Origin of the sequence: Pedobacter albus (assembly GCF_036324255.1) — a bacterium.
In the GTDB taxonomy this organism is placed as follows: Bacteria; Bacteroidota; Bacteroidia; order Sphingobacteriales; family Sphingobacteriaceae; genus Pedobacter; species Pedobacter albus.
The window spans coordinates 771,042-794,551 of sequence record NZ_JAZDQT010000001.1 but is presented as its reverse complement, the minus strand read 5'-3'; the positions used below and the strand labels follow the sequence as shown (position 1 = coordinate 794,551).

Here is a 23,510-nt window from a genome sequence, read left to right as displayed (position 1 = left end):
CTACTTTTGTTGTTATGAGTCTCGATAACGAATCACAAGGTCAGGGGAAATTTTCAACTTCAGCAAGAAAAAACCGGTTTACAACGCCATCAGTAAGTACCATGGGCAAAATACCGCCACAGGCTACCGATTTGGAAGAAGCCGTTTTGGGCGCGTTGATGCTGGAGAAAGACGCACTTTCAACCGTAATCGACATCCTTAAACCCGAGGTTTTTTATCACGAGGCCCACAAAAAGATTTTTGAAGCCATCCAAACGCTTTTCCAAAAATCTAAACCGGTCGATATTTTGACCGTAACGACAGAAATGCGCCAAAATGGAACACTGGAAATCGTTGGCGGCGCATTTTACATTACCAATTTAACCAATCGTGTGGCTTCTTCGGCCAATATCGAGTTCCACGCCCGCATTATTTCGCAGAAATACATTCAGCGCGAACTGATCAGGATTTCTACCGACATCATTACCAATGCCTACGAAGACACCACCGATATTTTCGATTTGCTGGACCAGGCCGAAAAAGGCCTTTTTGATATTGCCCAAAACAACTTGCGCAGAGATACGCAAAAAATGGACGAGATCATCAAACAGTCTTTGGCTACTCTGGAAGAACTCCGTACCAAAACCGATGGTTTAACCGGCGTGCCTTCGGGCTTTACCGACTTAGACAGGATTACCGGCGGTTGGCAAAAATCCGATTTGGTGATTATTGCGGCAAGGCCGGCGATGGGTAAAACGGCCTTCGTATTGAGCTGTGCCCGTAACGCTACTGTCGAGTTTAAAAAGCCTGCAGTGGTGTTCTCGCTAGAGATGTCGTCGGTACAGTTGGTTAACCGTTTGATTTCTGGCGAAACCGAAATTGAACAAGAGAAAATCAGGAAAGGAAACCTGGCCGAATGGGAATGGCAACAACTGCACAGCAAGATCGGCAGCTTAAGCGAAGCCCCGCTCCTCATCGACGATACCCCCGCACTGAATATTTTCGAATTCCGCGCCAAATGCCGTAGGCTCAAATCGCAATACGATATCCAAATGATCATTATCGATTATTTGCAGCTGATGCACGGTAAAGGCGAAGGTGGCGGTAATCGTGAACAAGAAATTGGTAGTATTTCGAGGGCGCTTAAATCGGTAGCCAAAGAACTAGACGTACCCGTATTGGCACTTTCGCAGCTGAGCCGTGCCGTTGAGAGCAGACCCGGACCAAATGGTAAGCGGCCAATGCTATCCGATTTGCGTGAATCGGGATCTATTGAGCAGGATGCTGATATGGTACTTTTCTTGTACCGACCAGAATATTATGGTATTACCGAAGATGAGAATGGCAGATCGATGGCAGGCGTAGGCGAAGTAATCATTGCCAAGCACCGTAACGGTGAAACCGGTATCGTACCGCTTCGTTTTATTGGCAAGTACGTGAAGTTTGCCGATTTGGAAGACAGCTTTGCACCGCCTAGCAGTTTCTCCGACAGCATGGCTCCTTCGCAAAACTTTGATAAACCAGCCGGCAACGTAATTATCAGACCTTCGAGCATGAACGACATGCACGACGACGAACCACCTTTTTAATATTTCGTCATTGCATGATTACTGCTGGCAAGTAAGGAACAACTCTCCTTGGCAAGAAATGTTTATACTAGATTGCAAATCCAGAAATATTTTAGTCGAGATGGCACATCTCGACTAGCTTGGGCTTTACAATTAATCCGTAAATCTGTGGCTTTTAGTCCAGTTAATACATTAACTCCGTTGGTCTGGAAATGTTTATACTGGATTGCAAATCCAGAAATATTTTAGTCGAGATGGCACATCCCGACCAGCTTGAGTTTTACAATTAATCCGTAAACCTGTAGCTTTTAATCTTAGAAAAAAGATATCAGATAAAATACCCCAGCACAATCCCGATCAATACGATAATCGGCGGGCTTATTTTGGTAAAATTGAGTACTAAAAAAGTTCCTATCAAAATAGAAATAGGCAATGCGTTAAATCCGATCGGTTTTACCAACAACATAAAAGCAGCGATAATAAAGCCCACACTTACGGCATTAATGCCCGAAAGCGAGTGTTTGATACGACCTATCTTCTTTAAGTCGTCCCAAAAGGGAACAATGAACAACACCAAAATCAATCCAGGCAAATTAATGCCCAGCACCGCCAATACGCCCCCCAAGGCCTGTCCGGTTACACCATAACCGCCATGCTTCATGCTCAGTGCTCCCAAATAGCTGGTAAACGAAAACGTCGGTCCCGGCAAAACCTGTTGCAAGGCATAGCCCGAAATAAAATCAGATTGCAGGAGGTAATGTTTAGACTGTACAAACTCTGTAAACATCAAGGGCACCAAAACCTGTCCACCACCAAACACAAAAATACCGTTACGGTAAAAGTTCTCGAACAGCCTAATCGGCAAACTGAATGGCGATGTTCGGTTGATAATCGCACCTAGCAAAGCCATAAATACCATAAAGCCAATAAAATAAGTCAGCTTACGTGGATTGATATTCGACAATAACCTTACCCTGATTTGAGTTTCTTCGCTAGGCGTACCAATAGCCGACGAAACCATGCCACCAATTAAAATGGCAATCGGAAAAACATAGGCGTTTCTCAAGACCAAGGTAGCTACCACAGCCGAAAAGGCTAAAAAAACAGACAGCTCTGTAGTCAGCACCTTTTTGGCCAGATTAAAAGCCCCATAAGCCACAATACCCAAGGCAATGGGATGGATATATTTAAGTATCTCGATAAATTGTTGCTTTTGGTCTAGAAAGCCATAACTAATGGCGGCCAAGGTCATGATCGAGGCAGATGGCAAAATCCAGATCAGAAAGGAAATAATGGCCAGTTTCAGCCCTCCAACTTTATAGGCAATGCCCACCAATGTTTGCGTAGAGGCCGGACCAGGCAGTACTTGGGCCAGGGCATTGAGCTCCAGCAACTCCTCTTCGGTAATGTATTGGGTATTTTTAACAAAATAACGCAACAAGAGCGAAATATGTGCCTGGGCGCCACCAAAGGCGGTAAAGGTGAAAACAATTACACTCCTTAAAAATAAAAGTTGCCTTTTTGCCAATGTATGTTTCAGTTAATCATCTTCGTAATCAAGACCTGCCGCGCTGTTATAGGCCCCTTGCAGCTCCGAAAGCGCATGCATGTCGCGTTTGCTCCTTGCTGTTTGCATGCCCTGTTGGTAAATGGTTATCGCCTTCTCTTTTTCTCCCTGTTTTTCGTACAATTTGCCCAGGTGATAATAGGTGCCTACATAGCTTGGATGTTCGTTTACCAGTTTCAGGTAATAGAAAAAAGCATTTTCTATGTCATTTTGTGAGTTATACTCGGTGGCCAAAGCGTATAATATAAAGCTATCGTTAGGTTCCTGCTCTAAAAATTCTAATAACTTGGTCAAACGCGCGTTTTGCATTTTAAATCCCTGCTTTTTTAATTAGATTTGCAAAAAGACAATTTAAAGAATCTATACTTAGCTCATTGTAAAAATCTGGCTAAATATAGGTTCATTACCCTTAAAACAAATGTAAACGTATGAAAATATTAGTTTGTATCAGTAACGTGCCCGACACCACTACAAAAATAACTTTTACTAACGATAATACACAATTCAATACCGCAGGCGTACAGTTTATTGTCAACCCTTACGACGAGATTGCACTTTCGAGGGCAATAGAACTTTGCGAAGGTGGCAAAGGTACAGTAACCGTTGTTAATGTGGGCGAAAGCGCTACAGAACCTACTATTAGAAAGGCTTTGGCCATTGGTGCCGATGATGCCGTAAGGATAAATGTAACACCTAGAGATGCTTATTTCACTGCATTTCAGATTGCCGAATATGTCAAGAGTAACGAATTTGATATGATTTTGTGCGGCAGGGAGTCTATCGATTACAATGGATCGCAAGTAGCAGCCATGATCGGCGAGTTTTTAGATATCCCTTCTATTTCCATCATCAAAAAATTAGACTACGACGGTACTACGGCTACTTTAGAACGCGAAATTGAAGGTGGCAAGGAAGTATTGAGCGTAAGTGGCAAATTTGTAGCCAGCTGCGCAGAGGGCACGGCCGAAGCCAAAATCCCTAACATGAGAGGCATCATGTCGGCCAGAACCAAGCCTTTGCAAGTAGTAGAAGCCAAGGAAATCGAAGAACTGGGCAAAGTAACCAAGTTTGAAACACCTGCCCCTCGCGGTGCGGTAAAATTAATTCCGGCCGAAAATGCCGAAGAATTAATCACTTTGTTGCATACCGAAGCCAAAGTAATCTAAGCCACGCCTAATTAACTGAATTATAAAACTTAAAAATTAATCTCCACGAGATTTCAACTATAAAACTATGTCAGTATTAGTATATGTAGAACACGCCGACGGCAAATTCAAAAAATCTGTTTACGAAGCGGTATCTTACGCAAAAGCAATCGCCAACCAACAAAACACCAACCTTACCGCCATTTCTATTGGCAACGTAGCCGAAGGCGAATTGAAGGAACTGGGTAAATATGGCGCAAGCAAGGTTTTGAACGTAACTGTCGAGCAGTTGAAAAACTTTGTAAACCAAGCTTATGGCTCAGTGATTGCCGAAGCCGCCAAAAAAGAAAATGCCGACATCGTGGTATTGTCTAACTCTTTTTCGGGCAAGGGGTTAGCCCCTCGAATTGCAGTAAAACTTAAAGCCGGCTTAATTGATGGCGCGGTAGAACTGCCCAACTTTGACGGTGGCTTTTCGGTAAAGAAAACCGCTTTCTCGGGCAAGGCTTTTGCCATTACCACCTTAACTTCGGCCAATAAGGTTATCGCCTTAAACCCGAACGCATTTGGTGTAAAAGAAAATGCTGTTGATGCCACCATCGAAGCCTACAGTCCAGAAATCAAGGCTACAGACCTCACCGCCATTGTGAAGGAAATTGTAAGGGCTACCGATAAAGTATCTTTACCTGATGCCGAATTGGTGGTATCAGGAGGCAGAGGCTTGAAAGGTCCTGAAAACTGGGGAATGATCGAAGAACTGGCCGATTTGTTAGGCGCTGCTACGGCTTGCTCTAAACCGGTTTCTGACGCCGATTGGAGGCCACACTCTGAGCACGTGGGCCAAACTGGTATCGCCATTAGCCCGAACTTGTACATTGCCATCGGTATTTCGGGTGCCATCCAGCACTTGGCCGGTGTAAGTTCTTCAAAAGTGATCGTGGTCATCAACAAAGACCCAGAAGCGCCGTTCTTTAAAGTGGCCGATTACGGTATCGTAGGCGACGCCTTTGAAGTGGTGCCTAAAATTATTGCCGCACTTAAAGCCCATAAAGGATAACATTAAATAAAGAACCTAACAAGCCTATAACAAAGCTTGTTAGGTTTGTTTATATATGAAAAAAGTAAAACTTGATATCGTTGGCTTATCTTATAGCCAAACCCAGTCTGGAGCTTATGCATTAGTGCTTGGCGAGGTGAACGGACGCAGGCGATTGCCGATTATCATTGGTGCTTTTGAGGCACAGGCCATTGCCATCGAAATCGAAAAGATGACCCCTACCCGCCCCTTAACGCACGATTTGTTCAAATCATTTGCCCAGGCCTACCAAGTAGAAATTACCGAAATCATCATCTACAACCTGGTTGATGGTGTTTTCTTTGCCAAATTGATCTGTACCGACGGCACCACCACCCAGGAAATAGACGCGCGCACTTCCGACGCCATTGCCTTGGCTGTAAGGTTCAATGCCGCTATTTACACCTATGAATTTATTCTTTCTTCGGCAGGGATTGTGATTGAAGGAAATGATTTTCTCTTTCTCGAAAACATGGATTCGATTGCCAAAGAGCACAGTTCTGAAGATGTGCCCACCTCTATTCCCAATGCAGGCGGCTACCATTCGCTAAGTTTGGAAGAACTGCAGCAGAAGCTGGAAGAGGCCTTGGCCGAGGAGGCTTACGAAAAAGCAGCCCGAATTAGGGACGAAATCAACAAAAGAAATTCTGCATAACAAAGAACTTACACGCCACTTATCCAACAAGCCGCAAATGATGGCATTTGACAAAGCCTAAAGCGCCTTGTTTTCCACAAAATTTAGCTGCATTGTAGTTAATGTTTTAAAATAATTATAACTTACAGCTAATTTAAAACTAAGCAACTAAACCGTATTTATGAATATCAAAATTCGTTTAACAATAATGAGTTTTTTCCAATTTTTTGTGTGGGCCGCTTGGCTCATGACCATCGCAAATTATTGGTTCGGAACCAAGCAATGGGCTGGCGCCGATTTTGGAATCATCTTTTCTACCATGGGCATCTCATCATTGTTTATGCCTACCCTTACCGGTATCATTGCCGATAAATGGCTCAATGCCGAGAAATTGTATGCCCTGTTGCATATCTTATATGCCTGTGCTATGTTTTACCTGCCACAGGTAAACGATCCGCATACCTTTTTCTGGATTATACTCATTGCCATGTGTTTTTATATGCCAACCATTGCCTTGAGCAACTCCATTTCGTATACGACCCTCAAATCGGGCAACCTCGACGTGGTAAAAGATTTCCCGCCGATACGCGTTTGGGGCACCATTGGCTTTATCGTAGCCATGTGGATTACCAATTTAACAGACAACAAAGCCAGCGCCAATCAGTTTTACATTGCAGGCATCAGTGCTTTGGCTTTAGGCATCTATTCTTTCTCTTTGCCTAAATGTCCGCCTTTAAAAATCAGCGAGAAAAAGTCGTTTGTACAGAAAATGGGCTTAGAGGCTTTCAAACTCTTCGGCACCTACAAAATGGCCGTTTTCTTTATCTTTTCGATGTTTTTGGGTGGTGCATTGCAACTGACCAATGCCTACGGCGACGTGTTCATAGACGAATTCAAAATGTTTCCATCCTATGCGGAGTCTTTTGTAATCAAGTATTCAACGATCATTCTATCTATATCGCAGATTTCTGAAACCCTCTTTATCTTGGCTATTCCGTTCTTTTTAAAACGCTATGGCATTAAAAAGGTAATGGTAATTTCTATGGTGGCCTGGGTTTTCAGGTTTGGTTTGTTTGCTTATGGCAATCCAACCGGTGGACTTTGGATGATCATTTTATCATGTATCGTATATGGCATGGCTTTCGATTTCTTCAACATTTCGGGGTCTTTGTTTGTAGAAAGTTCAACTACTGCCAAAATACGTTCGTCGGCGCAAGGCCTATTTATGATGATGACCAACGGCTTCGGTGCCATTTTGGGCAGCTTGGTTTCAGGCTGGATGATCCAAAAATATTTTACCACTTCTTTTACCAATATACAGCCATTGGCCACACTGGTAGGTTCGGATACCAAGGATTCGCACCTGCTCAATTTTCTGGGCAAACAAGGCATCAAGGTATTAGAAAATGGCAACCTAAGCAGGGCTCTCGATGTGAAAGACTGGCATAGTATCTGGCTTTCATTTACCATTTATGCCTTGGTAATTACCGTTTTCTTCGTCATCTTCTTTAAACACAAACATAGTCAAGCCGAAGCCAAAGTAATCGAAGCCATTACCCATTAATATATCCTTACCCAGCAAGATGTCATCCGTAAAACTTAGAAAAGAAAAAGACTGTTTAAATTGTGGCCATATTGTAGAAGAGCATTTCTGTCCGCATTGCGGGCAGGAAAATATCGAGGTTAAGGAAGATGCCTTTCACATGGTTTCACACGCCATAGCTGACTATTTCCACTTTGAGCATAAATTCTTTGGAACCCTAAAGCCGTTATTGCTTAAACCAGGCCAGCTTACCAAAGAATATGTGGCCGGCAAAAGAGTGTCTTTCATCCACCCTATCCGTCTTTATATTTTTGTAAGTATTGTTTTCTTCCTCTTTATTTTAGGTGGTGGCGAAAAGGAGAAAAAAGAGCCGGCACATAAAAAAGCAACGGCTACGGTGCCGCTCAGCAAAAAAGACAGCCTGCAAAAAGCCAAATTAGATGCCGTTGAAGATGCCATCAAGTACATTCCGATGAAGGAAGGTGTAAAAGACAGCATCTTGAAGGAAGCCAAAAGGAATATCGCAGCCGATAAAGACGAAGTTACCGAAATCAACCTCGATGAGGGCAAGAAAAAGGGAAAATGGGGGCTCTCTAAACTAAGAGGCAAAGACAGTACTGTAGTCGATTACGAGAAACACCAAGCGGCCCTGCCAGCGGCAAAGAGAGATGGCTTTATCAAACACTATTTTGTAAAAAGAAGCATAGAGTTGAACCAATACGAAGATCCACAAAAGAAATTCATGGAGGATCTGATGCACAACATCCCTAAAATGATGTTTTTGCTGTTGCCTATGTTTGCGCTGATTCTCAAATTGGTTTACATCAACAAGGGAAAATACTACTACGAACACCTGATCTATTCTTTCCACCTGCATTCGGCTATTTTCCTAAGCGTATTGATAACGATGCTGCTCAGGTGGCTGTTCGGCTTTGTGTACGACATCAGTGGCTGGCTCGAGTTTTTCTGTACCATTTACATCATCTGGTACGTATACCGCTCGTTGCGCACTTTCTACAACAGCACCCGATGGGTAACCGTACTTAAAATATTCTTTTTGAGCTTCTGTTATACCTTTGTATTTACCCTTTGTTTCCTGATCATCATGGCTGTTAGTTTTGCTATGGTTTAATCATTGTTTAAATATCAACTTTTCAAATGTCTGCCGGAAAATATAGAAAAGACCATACCTGCCTCAATTGCGGTTTCCATGTAGAGGAACATTACTGCAGTAGATGCGGGCAAGCCAACCTCGAACTCAAGGAAAATGTTTGGCATTTTGTTACCCATAGCATTGCCCATTATTTCCATTTCGACAACAAGTTTTTTAAAACGCTGGTTCCCCTGCTCACCAAGCCTGGACAAGTAACGCTCGATTACCTGGCCGGCAAACGGGCAAGGTACATCAACCCGGTAAACATGTACATCTTTGTATCGATTGTTTATTTTTTGATTGCCTATTCGCCCAAACGCCATGAAAAAAGCGAAGTAGAAGTACAAACGGAAGAGGCGATTAAAAAGAACGATGCAAAAATCGACAGCATCAACAACGTATTGGCCGATTCGGGCCTTGACAAAGCCATTGGCAAAACAGCAACCCGAACCATTGTCTCGCAATTGGAGCAGGAACAATACAAAAAGATGAGCTTTAAGACACAGGAATTGGTGCTGCAACGCCTAGATTCGCAGTACAGGGTCCGTAAATCAGACTCATTGGCCAAAATAATCGATAAATACAAGGCCATACATATTGTGCGCAACGACAGTACCTACGAAGCCTACCTTGAGCGCCAAAACAAGCTTCCGCTGTTGCAACGCGACGGCTGGTTTCAACGCTTCGTTAAAAAGAGAAGCATTGGCATTGGCGAGAATTCTGAGCTCATTAACGAAAAGCTCGAACACAACAGGCCCAAGCAGTACTTTTTGCTGATGCCTCTGATGGCGCTCTTCATCATGATCAATTTCAGGAAGAACCATATCTATTACATGGACCATCTCATTTTCACCATCCATGGCATGACGGCTTTCTTCTTGATTTCTATCATCACGCAAACATTGACTAAATACATCTTCGGGCCTCATTCAACCATCAGCGATTTGATCAATGTAGCCATGCTGGGCTGGATCTTATGGTATATGTACAAGGCTCTTACGCTATTTTACCAAAGAAGTCGACGCACCACCACTTGGCGGATGATCTGGATTTTTGTGCTTTACGGCATTTCCATTAAAATTACGGAAGTCATTATCGTCAACGTCATCTATTACTTAGCCATGTAGTTGGCTAGTATCACAAAAAACAAAAAGGCCGATGCAAATTGCATCGGCCTTTTTTATTGAAGTTTTCTTTTTATCTTTTGTCGATTGGCACAAACTCCATGTTCACATTGCCTACGTAAACTTGGCGCGGACGGCCGATTGGCTCTTTGTTTTCGTGCATTTCTTTCCACTGGGCAATCCATCCCGGTAAACGGCCCAAGGCAAACAATACGGTAAACATATCGGTTGGGAAGCCTAAGGCTCTGTAAATAATGCCCGAATAGAAATCTACGTTAGGGTAAAGCTTGCGGTCGATGAAGTAAGGATCGTTCAAGGCTGCTTCTTCCAGTTTTTTGGCAATTTCCAATACCGGATCGTTGATGCCTAATTTCTCCAAGATATCGTCGCAGGCCTTTTTAATGATTTTTGCCCTTGGATCGAAGTTTTTATAAACGCGGTGTCCAAAACCCATCATGCGGAAAGGATCGTTTTTGTCTTTGGCTTTGTTGATCCATTTTTCGGTATCGCCACCATCAGCTTTAATCAGCTCTAGCATTTCGATTACCGCTTGGTTGGCACCACCATGCAACGGACCCCAAAGCGCCGAAATACCGGCCGATATCGAAGCATAAAGGTTACAATCAGATGAACCTACCATTCTTACCGTAGAGGCCGAACAGTTCTGCTCGTGGTCTGCGTGCAAAATAAGCAGGGTATTCATGGCGCTCACTACCACAGGATCGATTTCTACATCTTCTGTACGCTGACCAAAAATCATGTGCAGGAAGTTGGTTACATAATCGAATTTGTTTTTAGGATAGATGAGCGGATGGCCCAACGATTTTTTATAGATGAAAGACACAATGGTTGGAAACTTGGCCAACAATTTGATCATGGTCAGGTTCATTTCCTCTTTCGAAGAGTTGGCGTTAAGCGACTCAGGGTAGAAAGTAGACAACGAACAAACCAATGAAGCCAACTGCGCCATCGGATGCGATTTAGACGGATAGCCGTCTAAGAATTTCTTCATATCCTCATGGATCAGGGTGTGCCTGCTGATCTGCTTTTGGAAATCATCCAGTTCTTCTTGTTTAGGCAAAACACCATAAATCAACAAATAGGCTACTTCCAAGAAAGTAGATTTTTCTGCCAATTGCTCAATCGGGTAGCCGCGGTATTTCAAAATGCCTTCTTCGCCATCCAAAAAGGTAATGGCACTTTTGGTCGAACCTGTGTTCTTATAACCTAAATCTAAAGTAATGTGACCTGTTAGATCTCTTAATTTTGAAATATCGATGGCCTTCTCTCCTTCGGTTCCAGTAATAACCGGAAACTCGTAGGTCATACCGTCTATCTTAATTTCTGCAATAGCTGACATATATCTTATAATTTATAAATAACAAAAATAGTTAATCTGAATTTAAATTGAGGGTTCTGAACCTAACAAAACTGTTAAGTTATTGTTAATTTTAGGCCAAAACCCAAGGTTTTTACAATGAAATTATTTGGCTTTGATTTCTTCGGTAACCGCACCGCACTCCATCATTTCGCTGCCAAAGTATGGATTTTGGATTTTCTTTTCAGAAGAGAGCCAATCTCCCCCATCGCCTTTGTTGGCCATCGGGCAGTGCTGTACAAAAATGGTTCCTTTAGCCAATTCGGCATGCTTAAACAAGGCGATGACGTCTGAACTCAAGGCCGTAAACTCTTTCCGCTGCGCAACGATATCTTTGGCATCGGCGATTTTTTGCGCAGTCACTGCCGTATTCTCGCATCCATTAAAGATTTTTAACGAACCGGCGAGCTTTTTTGCAGCTGTTTGGGCATCAGGCATTTTAGTGGCTACCAGCGCGTCTTTCAGCGCGATATAGTCGTTATAGATATCCTGCAACTTGGCATCCTTGAAACTGATGCTGGCCACAGTGGCTACGGCAACGGTTTTGGCCGTGCTGTCTTTGGTGGTAGTGCCTGATGAATTGGAATTAGTGTTGCAAGCCGCCAATACCATAAGGGCTGCAACCCCGAAATAATTTCTCATCTGATGTTTCTATTTGGTTAACGTTTACACCATGTTTTGTTGAAAACAGAAGCGTAATCGCATAGATTTTGTTTTTTGCTCAAAATAGCATTTATAATTCTAAAATAGCAAAAAAGCCTTCAAAATTTTGAAGGCTTGACTTTTAAATTAGATTAGCATTAAATCGGGATTAGAACGAGATAAAGCGCCTAGTTGGTTCCGATAAAAACCAAGTGGCAGATTAACAGATTTTTAAGCCAGCAACTTCATCAGCCTGCAAGCCAATCGAGATAATACAAACAAAAAACCCTCGACAAATCAATGTCGAGGGCCAGTTTCTGAGGTAAATCTAATTACAGTTTAAAGCCATAAGCCAAACGTAAACCTACGTAGCCGATACTTCCGTTGTTAGAATAGCCTTCATATTTCAAGCCAAGGTCTAAACCAGTGCTCCAGGCATAACCGATAGCTGGCGAGTAAACGAATGCCGTACCGCCACCTGAAGTAGTGCTAAATCCGGCACCAGCTTCGGCCAAGCCATAAGCGCCAGCGCCGCTATCATTGAAGAAATATTTAAGACCAGCTTTAACCGGGATAAAGCCGAAGCTGCCACCACCGTAGCTGTCTTTTAGCGAGAAATTGGTATAGCCCGCAGTAATTGGAACCGACAATTGTTTGTCGATGTCGAACTGATAGCGCAAATCGCCACCAATGGCGAAGCTATAACCCGTTGTAGTTGGGATACCAACATTTAAACCGATACCGAATTTTGAAGACGATTGTGCATTAACGTTAGTACTCGTGAAGAATAAAGCCAGTGCAGCTACTGCAGAAGCTAAAAATTTTGTAGAATTTTTCATTGTTAAAAATACTTTGGTTAAGTTTTGTTGCGGACAGCCTTTATTGGCCATCTACTCAAATTTAAACAAATTGTATGCCACATGACAAAACCAAATTTTGAATAGTTAATAACATATTAACATTCTTACAGGGTATTTGTTCGCATCAATTGCATTTAAATAGCGCCATAAGCGTTATAAGTTAAGTACACCTAACGAAAATCAATATAATTAACTGAAAATTAAACAAATACAATCTGCACGAAAAATCTGGAAGACTTATGATAGTTCACTAAAACCAGTCTTTGCATTTGTTAAGGAAATGTAAATTATGATTTTTGCTTGTTTTGGGGCATCTCGATACGCCTATACAAGTCAAGGTATGCTTGTCTGCTGATCAGTTTAACAGGCGAAAAACTAGTAATTGGTAATGATCAGGTGTGTTACTGCTTTTGTTCCTGCTTACCTAATCCCTTTTTTCCCAAGGCTTAAGTTCAGTCAGGCTAAAATGATAGTTTACTGTAACGCCTTTATGTATTCCATCCACAATATCACCATCACCGCTTTCACGTGTAAAACGTCTACTTTCGCTATTTGCTTCAAAAATCAGCATCAATTCTGAAATAAGCCGATAGTAATATTTTGTTTCCCCTCCAGTAATACATGGCCTATCTAACAAAACCCACAAAATAAATATCTCTATTCCTTTTGTCTTTTTTAATTCGTCATATCTTAACAAATCGCTTAGATTTAAGGCTACAGTCTCAGAGGGCTTTAATTTAGCATCTGGCAATTTTTTTTCGATGCTCATAAATGTACGCCTCTGTACTTTTACTTCAATATAGAAAGAACTATTGCTGTTTTTGTGTGTGACTTTGATATCAGGATAAGCATCATCAGCTGTTTTTTGGGCTAGAAATTTCCCTGTGTTGTTGATGTAATCTATGAGTTGTTGTTCATAATGCTCTGAGAAAGCCACATCATCTTCAAAATTATAAACCATTTTACTAGCACCATCGCAACGCGTTGGACAAACATCGCAATTAAATACATAAGGACTTATTTGCGTATATTCGTTCATAGATATCAATAATTTGTAATAATCAGGTGCACAACGGCTCTTTGGTTTCTGCCTCTTACATTATAGCTATAGCTTTTATTGAAATTTACGATTTTTATTTGAGGATGAGTATATATTTTCCGGATAAATTCAGTCTCCTTAATCACCACCATCCATTTGGCCTTACAGCTTATTAAAAAATTGGCCAAGCGCTCCTGGTCATGTTGCGTAAAGGCATTTTGATCGTATTCCGAAAACTCGCTGTCGTATGGCGGATCGAGGAAAATAAAATCACTGGGCTTTAAATCCAACCCATTCAAAAAAGCCTCGAAGTCTTCATTGGCTATTTTCGTAGCCTCAAACAACTGGGCAATTTCGTTGCTGAAAATATGCTGGATTTTCTGATGCAGGTTCTTTTTGTTGTAGGCAATGCCTCCGTAAGGGATATTAAATTCGCCTTTGGCATTAAACCTGAACATGGCTCCATAGCAAAGCTCGCGCACAAAATACCAATTGGCCACGGACTTGGCCATCGACAAGTTTAAAGTTTGCTTATAATATTGGTTCAGCAACTTTCTAAAAAACAGATAAGTGCCGCTTCTTAATCCCGTTTCGAAATGCACGGCCAATTCTGAGGCGTTAAATTGGCGTTTTTCCCTTTGTTCAATCCTTTTGATGCGCTTGGCCTTATCGGTTAGGCTACTCAAAAGGGTATTCCTAAACCCTTCGGCATCAACCAGAAAATCCTTGTCGTTGAGCAGACTGTGTTTGTCAAGTTGCTTGGTTAACCTCTTTTCGAGCCATTGATGTAACTCGGTTATTGGCAAATCGGTATAAATAAACCTCGTAAAAATCTCCTCGCAACTTTCCCAAAGCTGTGCCGATAATTTGGCCAAAGCGGTCCAGGCATCGGCATATTTCAAAAGCTCGGCTTTGAAATCTTCTTGTCCAAGCTGCCGGTAAAAATTAATGAGATCTGCGCTCTTATCGTTGATGAAAGCGGGAACACGGGGTTGCAGGGCAAAAAACACGCCTCCTCCACCAAAAAACGGCTCTACATAACGCTCAAAATGAGGGATGTGGTGGGCAAACAGGGCAAATTCCTTATACTTACCTCCCGTCCATTTGATTAGCGGCCGCATTTTTTTGTTCATGGAGCGAATATGCGATTATTTTGAATTAAACGCCATAAATAAATCCACAACTTCTTTTTGGAGCGTTGCCGTCCCTTTTTCGGCCTTTAGCCAATGGATATTTACGCCGTCTTTTTCCATTTTCCTGAAAAAAGTCATCTGCCTTTTGGCAAACTGGCAAATTGCAGTACCCAGCCTCTCCTGCAGGGTTGCCAAATCCATTTCGCCTTGAAGGTAAGCGACTACGAACTTATATTCAAGCCCATAAAAAGAAAGCATTGCCGCCGATACGCCGTTGTGGAGCAAACCTTCAACTTCCGCAATCAGTCCATTGTTTAACCGCACTTGCAATCGCTCTATAATTCTTTTCCGCCGCAATTCTACCTCGCTATCCAAACCGATAACCAAAGGCCTAAGCGTAGGTCGGGTTTGCTGTGGCAAAGGGTTGTTTTGGAGATAGGCCGCAATTTCTATCGCCCTAATCAGTCTTTTGGCCGAGGAATAATCGGCCTGAGCCCTTAAATTTTCTGGGTATTGGCTAATTCTATCTTGCAGTTCGGCTTTTGATAAGGACAAAAGTTCAGTTCGTAGGGTTTCGTTAACCGGAACAGCGGTCAGTTCGTGGTTTTGCAATAAACTATGGATGTACATGCCGGTGCCACCACATAAAACAGGCAAATGCCCGCGTTGAACAATTTGCGTCAAAGCCTGATAAAAATCGTCCTTAAAGGCGTTGACCTGGTATTGTTCGCCAGCGTTCCTGATGTCTATTAAATGATAAGGAATATGATTTCCGTTGATTTGGTATTCGTTAAGGTCTTTTCCGGTTCCGATATCCATCCCCTTAAAAACCTGCCGGCTATCGGCACTGATGATTTCGCCGTTTAGCCGATCAGCTGCTGCAACAGCCAGTTTGGTTTTGCCAGAAGCCGTTGGCCCCAAAATAATCAACAATGGATGTGCCTGCATTTAAAAGTAGAGGTAATATTTTAAGTTGCCCGTGTTAAATAGCTTCACATAGCCGTGAAAAGCCAAAAAATCGTCCAAATTTATATCTTTTTGAGCTTCAAAATCCAATAATATTTTGGCGGGCAGGCGATGTGGAAAATACCTGACCAGCGTTGAACTGTGTACATACAAATAGGCAGGTTCGGTTTCATTGGCATAGCTGAAGCCCAATTTATCGTAGCCCTTGCCCAGCGACCAATCTCTGTCGGCATAGGTCATCAGGTCGTTTAATTGAAGCTGTTTGGTAAAGTGTTTGATCAGCTTGCTCAAGCCACCTGCAATGGTCAGTCCGTTGGCCGAGGCAAACCTAACCAACTCTGCCGACTGGTAATCAGCCCCTTTTGATTTCATCGCCCTTGCGCCACTGAAACTTGCCACAGCTAGCAATTCATCATGATAAGTTAAGCCATAGTGGTATTTGGCATTGATATAGCCCTGCAAATGGTGGGCATCTAAAAAGCGTTGCGCGGTTTTCGAATCGATTTCAACAATTTGGACCTGCCTGCCATGATAGGTCTGGTTTAAGCCGAGAAAAGATTTGATGCGCATCAGCACCTGTGCTCTTCTGGCCAGCCATACATCTTCCCACAAATGAACCAACTGCTTGCCTTCTTGTTGGTATTGAAGCTGTAAGGCAATCAGCTCTTCAGGCTCAAACTGATTAGTTAAAGATACCAAATGGATAAAAAACTGCCCGTTGCACTGCAAAATACAATAAGGTGCCGGGTGCAGCCATTTGATATCATGTTGAAATGCCTGTACAGTTAAAAAAACATCTTCCTGCCAAAACGGATTTAAACCCACCCTTTTTGTTTATAAAGCGTAAAACCTGTTTCCAGGGCATTTACAATCTGATTTAACAATTCGTCGCTTAGTTTGGTGACATGGAAGCATGATTTGCCTTTGAGCAACTTAAGCAGATCGGGCTGCAACAATTTTTTAAGCTCCGGTTCGATATAAACCGGCATAAAATAAAAACCAACACTGTTTTTCAAGATGCAAACGCTCACAAAAAATACCTCGTCGTACTTTCTGCCTGTTATCTCTACCTCCTGCTCGCTCCAAAGTTCATAAACGGCATCGGTATTGTTTCGAACGGCAAAACCTTTAGCTGCATAGGGCTGCAACGAAGCCCTGATGGTTTGAAATATTTCGACAAGATCGGTTTTCATGGGTCTATGGTTTAGCTTTTTTAACAAACACTAATTTAGGGGCAATTGTTCATTTAAACAATTTATAATTCTTTCCACCAGGCAGTTTGCGGTTTGTTTTCCAGACTAAATGTTTGCCCTAGTTGCGGCGTAACCAATTGCACGCCCAACTCGTCGGCTTTGGCCGTTACTCTTTTAATAGGATCGTCCCAATCATGGATAGCCAATTTGAATTTGCCCCAATGTACAGGCAGCAAACATTGCGCACCAAGATCGATACTGGCCTGCACCACTTCTTCGGGAAACATATGGATATAAGGCCACATGTCATTGTATTGCCCACATTCTAAAATGGCTAAATCAAAAGGGCCATAAGTTTGTCCGATGTTCTTAAAATGGGTATCGTAGCCCGAATCTCCACCCAAATAAAGCCGTTGGATTTTGGTTTTGAGCACGAAAGACGACCAGAGGGTTTGATTGCGCTTAAATTTTCGTCCGGTAAAATGTCTGGCTGGCGCTGCAGTAAAGCTCAGCCCCATCAGTTCGGCCGTTTCGCCCCAAGCCAATTCGGTTAATTGGTCGGGCTTGATGCCCCATCGCTCTAAATGGCTACCTGCCCCCAAAGAAGTTATAAAATGCTTGGTTTTGTTTTTTAGCTTTAAAATGGTTCCATAATCCAGATGGTCGTAATGATCGTGGGTAATTAGCACGATATCCAAAGACGGCAGGTCTTCGGCCTTGATAAAATCGGTGCCCGGAAAGTTTTGGGTACCGATAAACTGAAAAGGCGATGTTCTGGCACTAAAAACCGGATCGACCAATAAATTGAGGCCATCTACCTGGATGAGGTAGGACGAGTGTCCAAACCAAGTCATTTTTAACGATTCGGAAGGCGAAAAGTCTGGTACGAGTGGCAGAATCGCCTTTGGAGGCACGCCATTTACATTGCCTTTGATCACTTTAGACAGCATTTGCCCCCATGAAACATCTTCTGGCTTGGTTGGCGTTGGCGAAAGATTTTCGATGGCGCCATTGCCATAATTTGGCAACTGCCTCAGTTTTTCGAGTCGCTTTCCCTTTGGCAAACGTCCAAAAACGGGAAGCTGGAGCACGAGGTAGGTGACTATAACGAGCGTTAAAACAACAATAAGCAGCAGATACATTTTGGTCAGTTTGAAATCACCTACAATGATAGATACAATTTCATTAGGGTACAATGTCGGTATGGTTAGCGCAATGTCTTTTTTATCCACAAAAAAAGCCCAGTTCTTTTACAAACTGGGCTTTAAACATAGCTAGATTAATATATTATTGTTTTTTCTGTACCCTACCGCTTTTTCTGTCTTCGGCCCTGCCAATGGCATAACCGGCACCTGCACCTGCCAAGCCACCAATAATAGCGCCCCTGGCATCGTTTTTATCAATTAAAATACCGCCTAATGCGCCAACACCCGCACCAATAGCTGTGCCTTTGGCCGCATCGCTCCAGCCTTTTTTCTTGGCTGCCGTGGTGGTTCCGGCCGACGAGGTAGTGGTCGTACCGCTAGATGAATAGCTGGTTGTAGCGCTTCTTCTGGCGGCTGCCAATTCTGCCTGGTGTTTTTCTTCGATCAGGCGTTGCTTGTTGGCCTCTTCTGCCCTTTTAAAACTATCTAATTTTAAGCTGTCTTTTACGGCAGCGATGGCCTGCTGTTTGGCCAATGCCTCTTCTTTGGCCCTATTGCCACAAGAAGCTAAAACTGTTGCAAAGGCAACTATTGCGATTATCCTTTTCATAATATTAGATTTAATTTATACCCAACTAGTGAAAAAATGATGCCAAAATAGAAATCGAGGCATCGGCTATTCAAAAAACACAGGCTCAATTCCATTAAAAAACAGCGACAAGGGCATTTTTGTTTAGCTATATTTTTTTTACTCACAATTAAGTCAATTGGCATTTCAGGGTTTTGTTTGAACCGCAAAAATGAATATCTTGTCCACTTTAGCGGAGAATCTAACTGAGATGAAATTAAGCGTATGGGGCGCTGCCCAGCAAGTAACGGGCAGCATGAGTTTGTTGCAGACCGAGGGTTACAATATATTGATAGATTGCGGACTGGATTATGAAAAAGGCACCTATCTAGACGAAAATCAACATTTTCCTTTCGACCCCAGCAACATCGACGTGGTGATTTTGACCCATGCCCATATCGACCATTCGGGCAACTTGCCTACTTTGATCAGGATGGGATTTGAAGGACAGATCCTGTGTACGCCACCCACAGCCGATTTGAGCGAACTTTTGCTGTTGGATTCGGTGAATATCTTTTTAAGCAAACAAAAGAAGAAATCGCAGGGCCGTAAAAAACGTTCAGGTCCGGCACCGCTTTACCTGCAAAAACATGTGATGGAAACCGTAGATCGCTTTGTGACCATCGGTTTTAACAAAACGTTCCAAATTAACGGCAATATAACCCTCACTTTTGTTCCGATTGGCCACTTACTGGGTGCAGCAGCAGTAATTCTGAGCATAACAGAACATGGGATCACCAAAAAAATAGCTTTTACAGGTGATATCGGCCGCAAAAACTATCCTGTCCTCCCCGATCCAATGCCTTTGCCTCCGGTTGATTACCTGGTTTGCGAATCTACTTATGGCGGACGTTTGCATTCGACAGGAACGACCATTGAGCAAAAACTGATTGAAACGATAACAGAAACCTGTATCAAAAACCCTGGCCGGCTCATTATTCCCGCCTTCAGCATTGGTCGCACCCAATCGTTGGTGTTTACCTTGAACCAGATTTTTAGCAAGGGACTGTTGCCTCCGGTACAGATTTTTGTGGATAGCCCGCTAGCCAATTATGCCACCGATGTTTACCGCAAGTACCATGAACTGGTTAGCGACGAAGCCAAGGCGTTTTACCAGCTTAAAGGCGACGAGTTTGAATTCGAGAACCTCACCTACACGCACGACCAAAAGGAAAGCAAGTCGATCAGCAATTATTTAGAACCCTGCATTATCATTTCTTCTGCCGGAATGCTGGAAGGTGGCCGTATTCAAGACCACCTTTATTACAACATCCAAAACTATTACTGCACCATTCTTTTTATAGGCTTTTGTGCCAAGGGAACTTTGGGCGACCGGCTATTGCGAGGCGATCCAATTGTACGTTTACGCAATCGCGACCTGATGGTTTATGCCGCCATTAAACAAACCGACCTGCTAAGCGGGCATGGCGATCATAACGATTTGATGGAAACCGTAAGACAACAACCTGTAGAACAGCTCAAACAGGTGTTTTTGGTCCATGGCGAAACCAAAAGCATGTTTGCCTTTGCCGATGCCTTAAAGCAGAAAGGTTACCAAGTGGCCATCCCCGAGCGAGGCGAAACGTTTGAACTTTAAACCTCTAGGCCGCTAGCTTCATCTCTTTTCTCTTCAGGATCAACGAACTGATGAGCGCAACGATTAATCCCAAAGGCAGGATTTCGAGATAGGTCATTAAAATAATGCCCAAGGGACTTTTGTAGATTTCCTTGAAAGAATTCATCTGGGCAATCTGCTTGTTAAGTTCAGCCTGCGAAACCTTGGCCTCTTTAGCCTGGTTGATTACATGGGCTGAATATTTCTCCATAAAATCGGGGATAAAATTGTAATACACAATCAGCCAAGCGATAACATACATGGTTGAAGCGATCAAGGCAATTAAGCCACCTATTTTAAAGGCATTGCCAAAGCTGATCAAGCCGCCGTTAAACTTATCGCGGTAGTTCTTAATGCCCACAAAAACAAAGACAAAAGCCAAAAGCATCATGGTGTAACCCAACACCATATTGCCCGAATAGCTGTTTTTGTTGTAGCATAGCACCATAGAAACGCTCATGGCTACACTTACAATGAGTCCGGATAGGAGGCCGAAAACGAGAATGTTCTTTTTCATCGTACTTGATAATTTGTTTAAAAGTTAGGATTATTTGACGACAAAATAAGCTGATGGCTCTAAAATCGGCTTCATACTTTCGGGTGATTTTACTAAAAAACAAGCCTTTGGTACTAAAGTATGAGATCCTTAAGGGATTAAGGAAAGCTTTTGGGCCAATTCTACGGCCTGTGTTCGGCGTTTCACTTCAAGTTTTTCGAACAAGCGACTTACATGGGTTTTAATGGTATTGAGCGATACAAAAAGCTGGTCGGCAATTTCTTGGTTGCTGGCGCCTCTGGCCATCAGTTGCAGCACCTCCAGTTCGCGTTTGCTTAAGCCCAGTTTTTCGAAAGCTTCTTGGTTAAATGCAAAATCGGTCGCCGTTCTGTAGATTTCTCTTTCGATTACCTGGGTATGTATTTTGGGTTTAACCAGTTTCAGCGCCAGCCAAATGCCCAAACAGGTAAAAATAAGCGCAATGGCGCCTGCATAGATTTCGAAAGCATGCGCCATAATGATGTAACGGATTTCGAGCCATCTTATCACCAGCATGAGGAGGGCAAATACAGCACCATACCCAATTACCTGCTTATATTTCCTGGCCTTTGTCAACATGCTATAAAACCAGTTGCTGATGCAGTTTCTCCAAGGTTTCCTGTGCATCGACGCAAAAGCCGGGATGCACTTTAGAAGCTTGTACAACGGTGCTTCGGGTAGCCGTAAGCCAACGAAAACGTGAAGCCATATCCAATTGTCCAATCGGGCCCGAACCTGCTTTGCCTTCACAGATCTTCTCGATGGCCAATAGGTTATGCCAAATGAAATCGGTTTCCGTTTCGCAGGCAAAGGCACTCAGGCGCGCTTCGTTAAGGTGAAAAACACTCTTCAAGAATTTCTGTTTGGCACAATACAAAATGATCCCAACATTCAAAAATTCTTCGCGTTCTACCTTGGGCACCACGCGAATAACGGCATATTCAAATAAGTGCAGCTCTTGCATGTTGTGCTTCTTTTACAAAAATGGAAGAATTTTCTATTCGGGTGTTCAAAAACGAGGCATAGGCTTCTCTTTGGGCCTGACTGCTTTCAAAAGCCCTTTCATCGAGCCATGCATCAGGAATGAGTTGCAGCACTTCGTTAATCAGTGCCGGATGCAGCAGCTTGCGCAATTCGACATCAACCTCCTCCAGCAAACTGGCCTGTGGCAGCAAAACATGGTCTTTGACCAATACAAACGGACGTTTGGCTTGTTCTTCCCAATTTTGCCACGAATGGTGAAAATAAAGCGATGCGCCATGATCGATGAGCCAAAGCTCTTTATGCCAGAAAAGCATGTTGGTATTGCGAGCCGTTCTGTCCATATTGGTCAGTAGGCAATCGAGCCAAACGATTTTCGAAGCCAACAACGGCTCTATCGTAGCAACAGTTGGGTCGTAAGTAATGGCGCCCGAAAGGTAATGCAGGGCCAGGTTAAGGCCTACGCTTGCCTTCAAGAGGTCTTGTATTTCTTCGTCGGGCTCAGTTCTGCCAAAAGCCTCGTCAAGGTTGGCAAAAACAAGCTCAGGCACTTTAAGGCCCAAAGCCCTGGCCAGTTCTCCACCAATAATTTCGGAGATGAGCGCTTTATGGCCCTGTCCCGCGCCCCTAAATTTAAGCACGTACAAAAAGCCGTCGTCTGCTTCGGCAATGGCAGGCATAGAACCGCCTTCGCGCAGGGGCGTTACATAGCGGGTTACATTTACCGTTCTTAACTGTAAGGATTGTTGCTGATCCATTTGAAATGATAAGGACCAAAAATAACAAATTTTAAATGGCTATGGCACAAAAAAAGCATTGCCGAAATTGCAATGCCCTTATTTCTAAATTGGATTAAGCTTAGTTATGCTTCACAATGTGTGCTACTATCGAAGTGCTGATTGAACCATCAATCCACACGGTATAAACCTTACCTGATTCAAAAGCAGTAGTCGGAATAACCGCGGTGGTGGTTCCGCCCACTGCCGATATGGTTAAGCTTACGCCGGCATCAACTAAATTATAATTTGACACATAGCCATATTGCAAAGGATTCATCACGGCATTACCACCAGTCACAGCAATATTTAAGGTATTGTTATATACGATATTCATAAATCTGATCTTGGCCTTGCCGGTGGCCGGAGCCGTATTGTCATCGTCAAGACCTATAATTTGGCTCGTACCAGACGGATCACTAAAATAGAAAACCGTATAAGCCACGTTGGGTGTTAGCGAGGTGCTATACGAAGCCTTGGTAGGGCCTCCGTCTTTATCTCTAAATGAAACAACATTGCTCACACCTCCACTTGCCTTTAAATAATCGCTCGACTCGCCATAGGCAACCGGAGTTGAGGTTAGTTTATTATTACCCTGATAAAAATCCTGCGCATTTGAATTGCTCACGGTATTCACCACCTTAATCTTCGCATCGCCAGTAGCTATTACTGGAGTATCGTTCTTTTTACAAGACGAAAGCAAGACTGCCACCATACAGATCGCCACAAGCAAACCTGATGATGTTTTATTCATAAACGTTTTCATAATCCTTTAACTATTAAGCAATTTTAGCCTCAAATACCAAACCAACAATCATCGTAATATATGGT

25 protein-coding genes are annotated in these 23,510 nt (G+C 43.0%); 8 read left to right on the top strand and 17 right to left on the bottom strand.

The window, feature by feature from the left end:
* Positions 1–14: 14 nt before the first annotated feature.
* A complete protein-coding gene (gene dnaB, locus VRU48_RS03405) occupies positions 15–1,568 on the top strand; it encodes a replicative DNA helicase (RefSeq protein ID WP_330106516.1) in 1,554 nt (517 codons plus the stop codon).
* A gap of 307 nt (positions 1,569–1,875) precedes the next feature.
* On the opposite strand, the gene chrA is transcribed toward dnaB, so the two are convergent.
* Complete coding sequence (chrA, locus tag VRU48_RS03400) at positions 1,876–3,075, bottom strand: chromate efflux transporter (RefSeq protein ID WP_330106515.1); 1,200 nt, start codon at positions 3,073–3,075, stop codon at positions 1,876–1,878.
* A gap of 12 nt (positions 3,076–3,087) precedes the next feature.
* Complete coding sequence (locus tag VRU48_RS03395; protein WP_330106514.1) at positions 3,088–3,408, bottom strand: tetratricopeptide repeat protein; 321 nt, start codon at positions 3,406–3,408, stop codon at positions 3,088–3,090.
* 134 nt (positions 3,409–3,542) lie between these two features.
* Here VRU48_RS03395 and VRU48_RS03390 point away from each other — a divergent pair, with 134 nt between their 5' ends.
* From VRU48_RS03390 to VRU48_RS03365, 6 genes are all read left to right on the top strand, one after another.
* Positions 3,543–4,280 carry an electron transfer flavoprotein subunit beta/FixA family protein gene (locus VRU48_RS03390; protein ID WP_330106513.1) on the top strand — a complete coding sequence of 246 codons (738 nt, stop codon included), beginning with the start codon at positions 3,543–3,545 and terminating at the stop codon, positions 4,278–4,280.
* 67 nt (positions 4,281–4,347) lie between these two features.
* Positions 4,348–5,316 carry an electron transfer flavoprotein subunit alpha/FixB family protein gene (locus VRU48_RS03385; protein WP_330106512.1) on the top strand — a complete coding sequence of 323 codons (969 nt, stop codon included), beginning with the start codon at positions 4,348–4,350 and terminating at the stop codon, positions 5,314–5,316.
* 55 nt (positions 5,317–5,371) lie between these two features.
* A complete protein-coding gene (locus VRU48_RS03380; RefSeq protein ID WP_330106511.1) occupies positions 5,372–5,989 on the top strand; it encodes a bifunctional nuclease family protein in 618 nt (205 codons plus the stop codon).
* Between the two features lie 160 nt (positions 5,990–6,149).
* Entirely contained in the window at positions 6,150–7,532 is a 1,383-nt protein-coding gene (locus VRU48_RS03375; RefSeq protein WP_330106510.1) for a nucleoside permease, read from the top strand.
* A gap of 19 nt (positions 7,533–7,551) precedes the next feature.
* The gene (locus VRU48_RS03370) at positions 7,552–8,643 is read left to right on the top strand and encodes a DUF3667 domain-containing protein (RefSeq protein WP_330106509.1); all 1,092 of its coding nucleotides are present in this window, start codon (positions 7,552–7,554) and stop codon (positions 8,641–8,643) included.
* Positions 8,644–8,669: 26 nt separating this feature from the next.
* Positions 8,670–9,791 carry a DUF3667 domain-containing protein gene (locus VRU48_RS03365; RefSeq protein ID WP_330106508.1) on the top strand — a complete coding sequence of 374 codons (1,122 nt, stop codon included), beginning with the start codon at positions 8,670–8,672 and terminating at the stop codon, positions 9,789–9,791.
* A gap of 70 nt (positions 9,792–9,861) precedes the next feature.
* Here the strand turns inward: VRU48_RS03365 and VRU48_RS03360 are convergent, their stop codons facing one another.
* From VRU48_RS03360 to VRU48_RS03315, 10 genes are all read right to left on the bottom strand, one after another.
* Positions 9,862–11,148: a citrate synthase gene (locus VRU48_RS03360; protein WP_330106507.1), complete on the bottom strand. Its 1,287-nt coding sequence runs from the start codon at positions 11,146–11,148 to the stop codon at positions 9,862–9,864.
* A gap of 123 nt (positions 11,149–11,271) precedes the next feature.
* Positions 11,272–11,808 carry a DUF3347 domain-containing protein gene (locus VRU48_RS03355; protein ID WP_330106506.1) on the bottom strand — a complete coding sequence of 179 codons (537 nt, stop codon included), beginning with the start codon at positions 11,806–11,808 and terminating at the stop codon, positions 11,272–11,274.
* Between the two features lie 332 nt (positions 11,809–12,140).
* Entirely contained in the window at positions 12,141–12,647 is a 507-nt protein-coding gene (locus VRU48_RS03350; RefSeq protein WP_330106505.1) for a hypothetical protein, read from the bottom strand.
* 445 nt (positions 12,648–13,092) lie between these two features.
* The gene (locus VRU48_RS03345) at positions 13,093–13,707 is read right to left on the bottom strand and encodes a hypothetical protein (protein ID WP_330106504.1); all 615 of its coding nucleotides are present in this window, start codon (positions 13,705–13,707) and stop codon (positions 13,093–13,095) included.
* 5 nt (positions 13,708–13,712) lie between these two features.
* Positions 13,713–14,828 carry a DNA adenine methylase gene (locus VRU48_RS03340; protein WP_330106503.1) on the bottom strand — a complete coding sequence of 372 codons (1,116 nt, stop codon included), beginning with the start codon at positions 14,826–14,828 and terminating at the stop codon, positions 13,713–13,715.
* Positions 14,829–14,855: 27 nt separating this feature from the next.
* Positions 14,856–15,788: a tRNA (adenosine(37)-N6)-dimethylallyltransferase MiaA gene (miaA, locus tag VRU48_RS03335; RefSeq protein ID WP_330106502.1), complete on the bottom strand. Its 933-nt coding sequence runs from the start codon at positions 15,786–15,788 to the stop codon at positions 14,856–14,858.
* Positions 15,789–16,631 (bottom strand): hypothetical protein, encoded by an 843-nt coding sequence (locus VRU48_RS03330; RefSeq protein ID WP_330106501.1) that lies wholly within the window; start codon positions 16,629–16,631, stop codon positions 15,789–15,791. It lies immediately after the preceding gene.
* Positions 16,622–16,999 (bottom strand): hypothetical protein, encoded by a 378-nt coding sequence (locus tag VRU48_RS03325; protein WP_330106500.1) that lies wholly within the window; start codon positions 16,997–16,999, stop codon positions 16,622–16,624. The genes VRU48_RS03330 and VRU48_RS03325 overlap by 10 nt, the downstream gene beginning before the upstream one ends.
* A gap of 62 nt (positions 17,000–17,061) precedes the next feature.
* Positions 17,062–18,231 carry an MBL fold metallo-hydrolase gene (locus VRU48_RS03320; RefSeq protein WP_330106499.1) on the bottom strand — a complete coding sequence of 390 codons (1,170 nt, stop codon included), beginning with the start codon at positions 18,229–18,231 and terminating at the stop codon, positions 17,062–17,064.
* Positions 18,232–18,286: 55 nt separating this feature from the next.
* Entirely contained in the window at positions 18,287–18,754 is a 468-nt protein-coding gene (locus VRU48_RS03315; RefSeq protein ID WP_330106498.1) for a YMGG-like glycine zipper-containing protein, read from the bottom strand.
* A 229-nt stretch (positions 18,755–18,983) separates the two neighbouring features.
* On the opposite strand from VRU48_RS03315, the gene VRU48_RS03310 reads away from it, so the two are divergent.
* Positions 18,984–20,369: an MBL fold metallo-hydrolase gene (locus tag VRU48_RS03310; RefSeq protein WP_330106497.1), complete on the top strand. Its 1,386-nt coding sequence runs from the start codon at positions 18,984–18,986 to the stop codon at positions 20,367–20,369.
* A gap of 4 nt (positions 20,370–20,373) precedes the next feature.
* Here VRU48_RS03310 and VRU48_RS03305 read toward each other — a convergent pair whose 3' ends face one another.
* The 5 genes from VRU48_RS03305 to VRU48_RS03285 form a co-directional block, all read right to left on the bottom strand.
* Positions 20,374–20,904 carry a DUF4199 domain-containing protein gene (locus tag VRU48_RS03305; RefSeq protein ID WP_330106496.1) on the bottom strand — a complete coding sequence of 177 codons (531 nt, stop codon included), beginning with the start codon at positions 20,902–20,904 and terminating at the stop codon, positions 20,374–20,376.
* A gap of 129 nt (positions 20,905–21,033) precedes the next feature.
* The gene (locus VRU48_RS03300) at positions 21,034–21,501 is read right to left on the bottom strand and encodes a helix-turn-helix transcriptional regulator (protein ID WP_330106495.1); all 468 of its coding nucleotides are present in this window, start codon (positions 21,499–21,501) and stop codon (positions 21,034–21,036) included.
* 1 nt (position 21,502) lies between these two features.
* On the bottom strand, positions 21,503–21,886 hold the full coding sequence (locus tag VRU48_RS03295; protein ID WP_330106494.1) for a DUF3037 domain-containing protein: 384 nt from the start codon (positions 21,884–21,886) through the stop codon (positions 21,503–21,505).
* Positions 21,864–22,661: a HipA family kinase gene (locus VRU48_RS03290; protein ID WP_330106493.1), complete on the bottom strand. Its 798-nt coding sequence runs from the start codon at positions 22,659–22,661 to the stop codon at positions 21,864–21,866. The genes VRU48_RS03295 and VRU48_RS03290 overlap by 23 nt, the downstream gene beginning before the upstream one ends.
* 100 nt (positions 22,662–22,761) lie before the next feature.
* Positions 22,762–23,433 (bottom strand): DUF4397 domain-containing protein, encoded by a 672-nt coding sequence (locus VRU48_RS03285; protein WP_330106492.1) that lies wholly within the window; start codon positions 23,431–23,433, stop codon positions 22,762–22,764.
* Positions 23,434–23,510 lie beyond the last annotated feature (77 nt).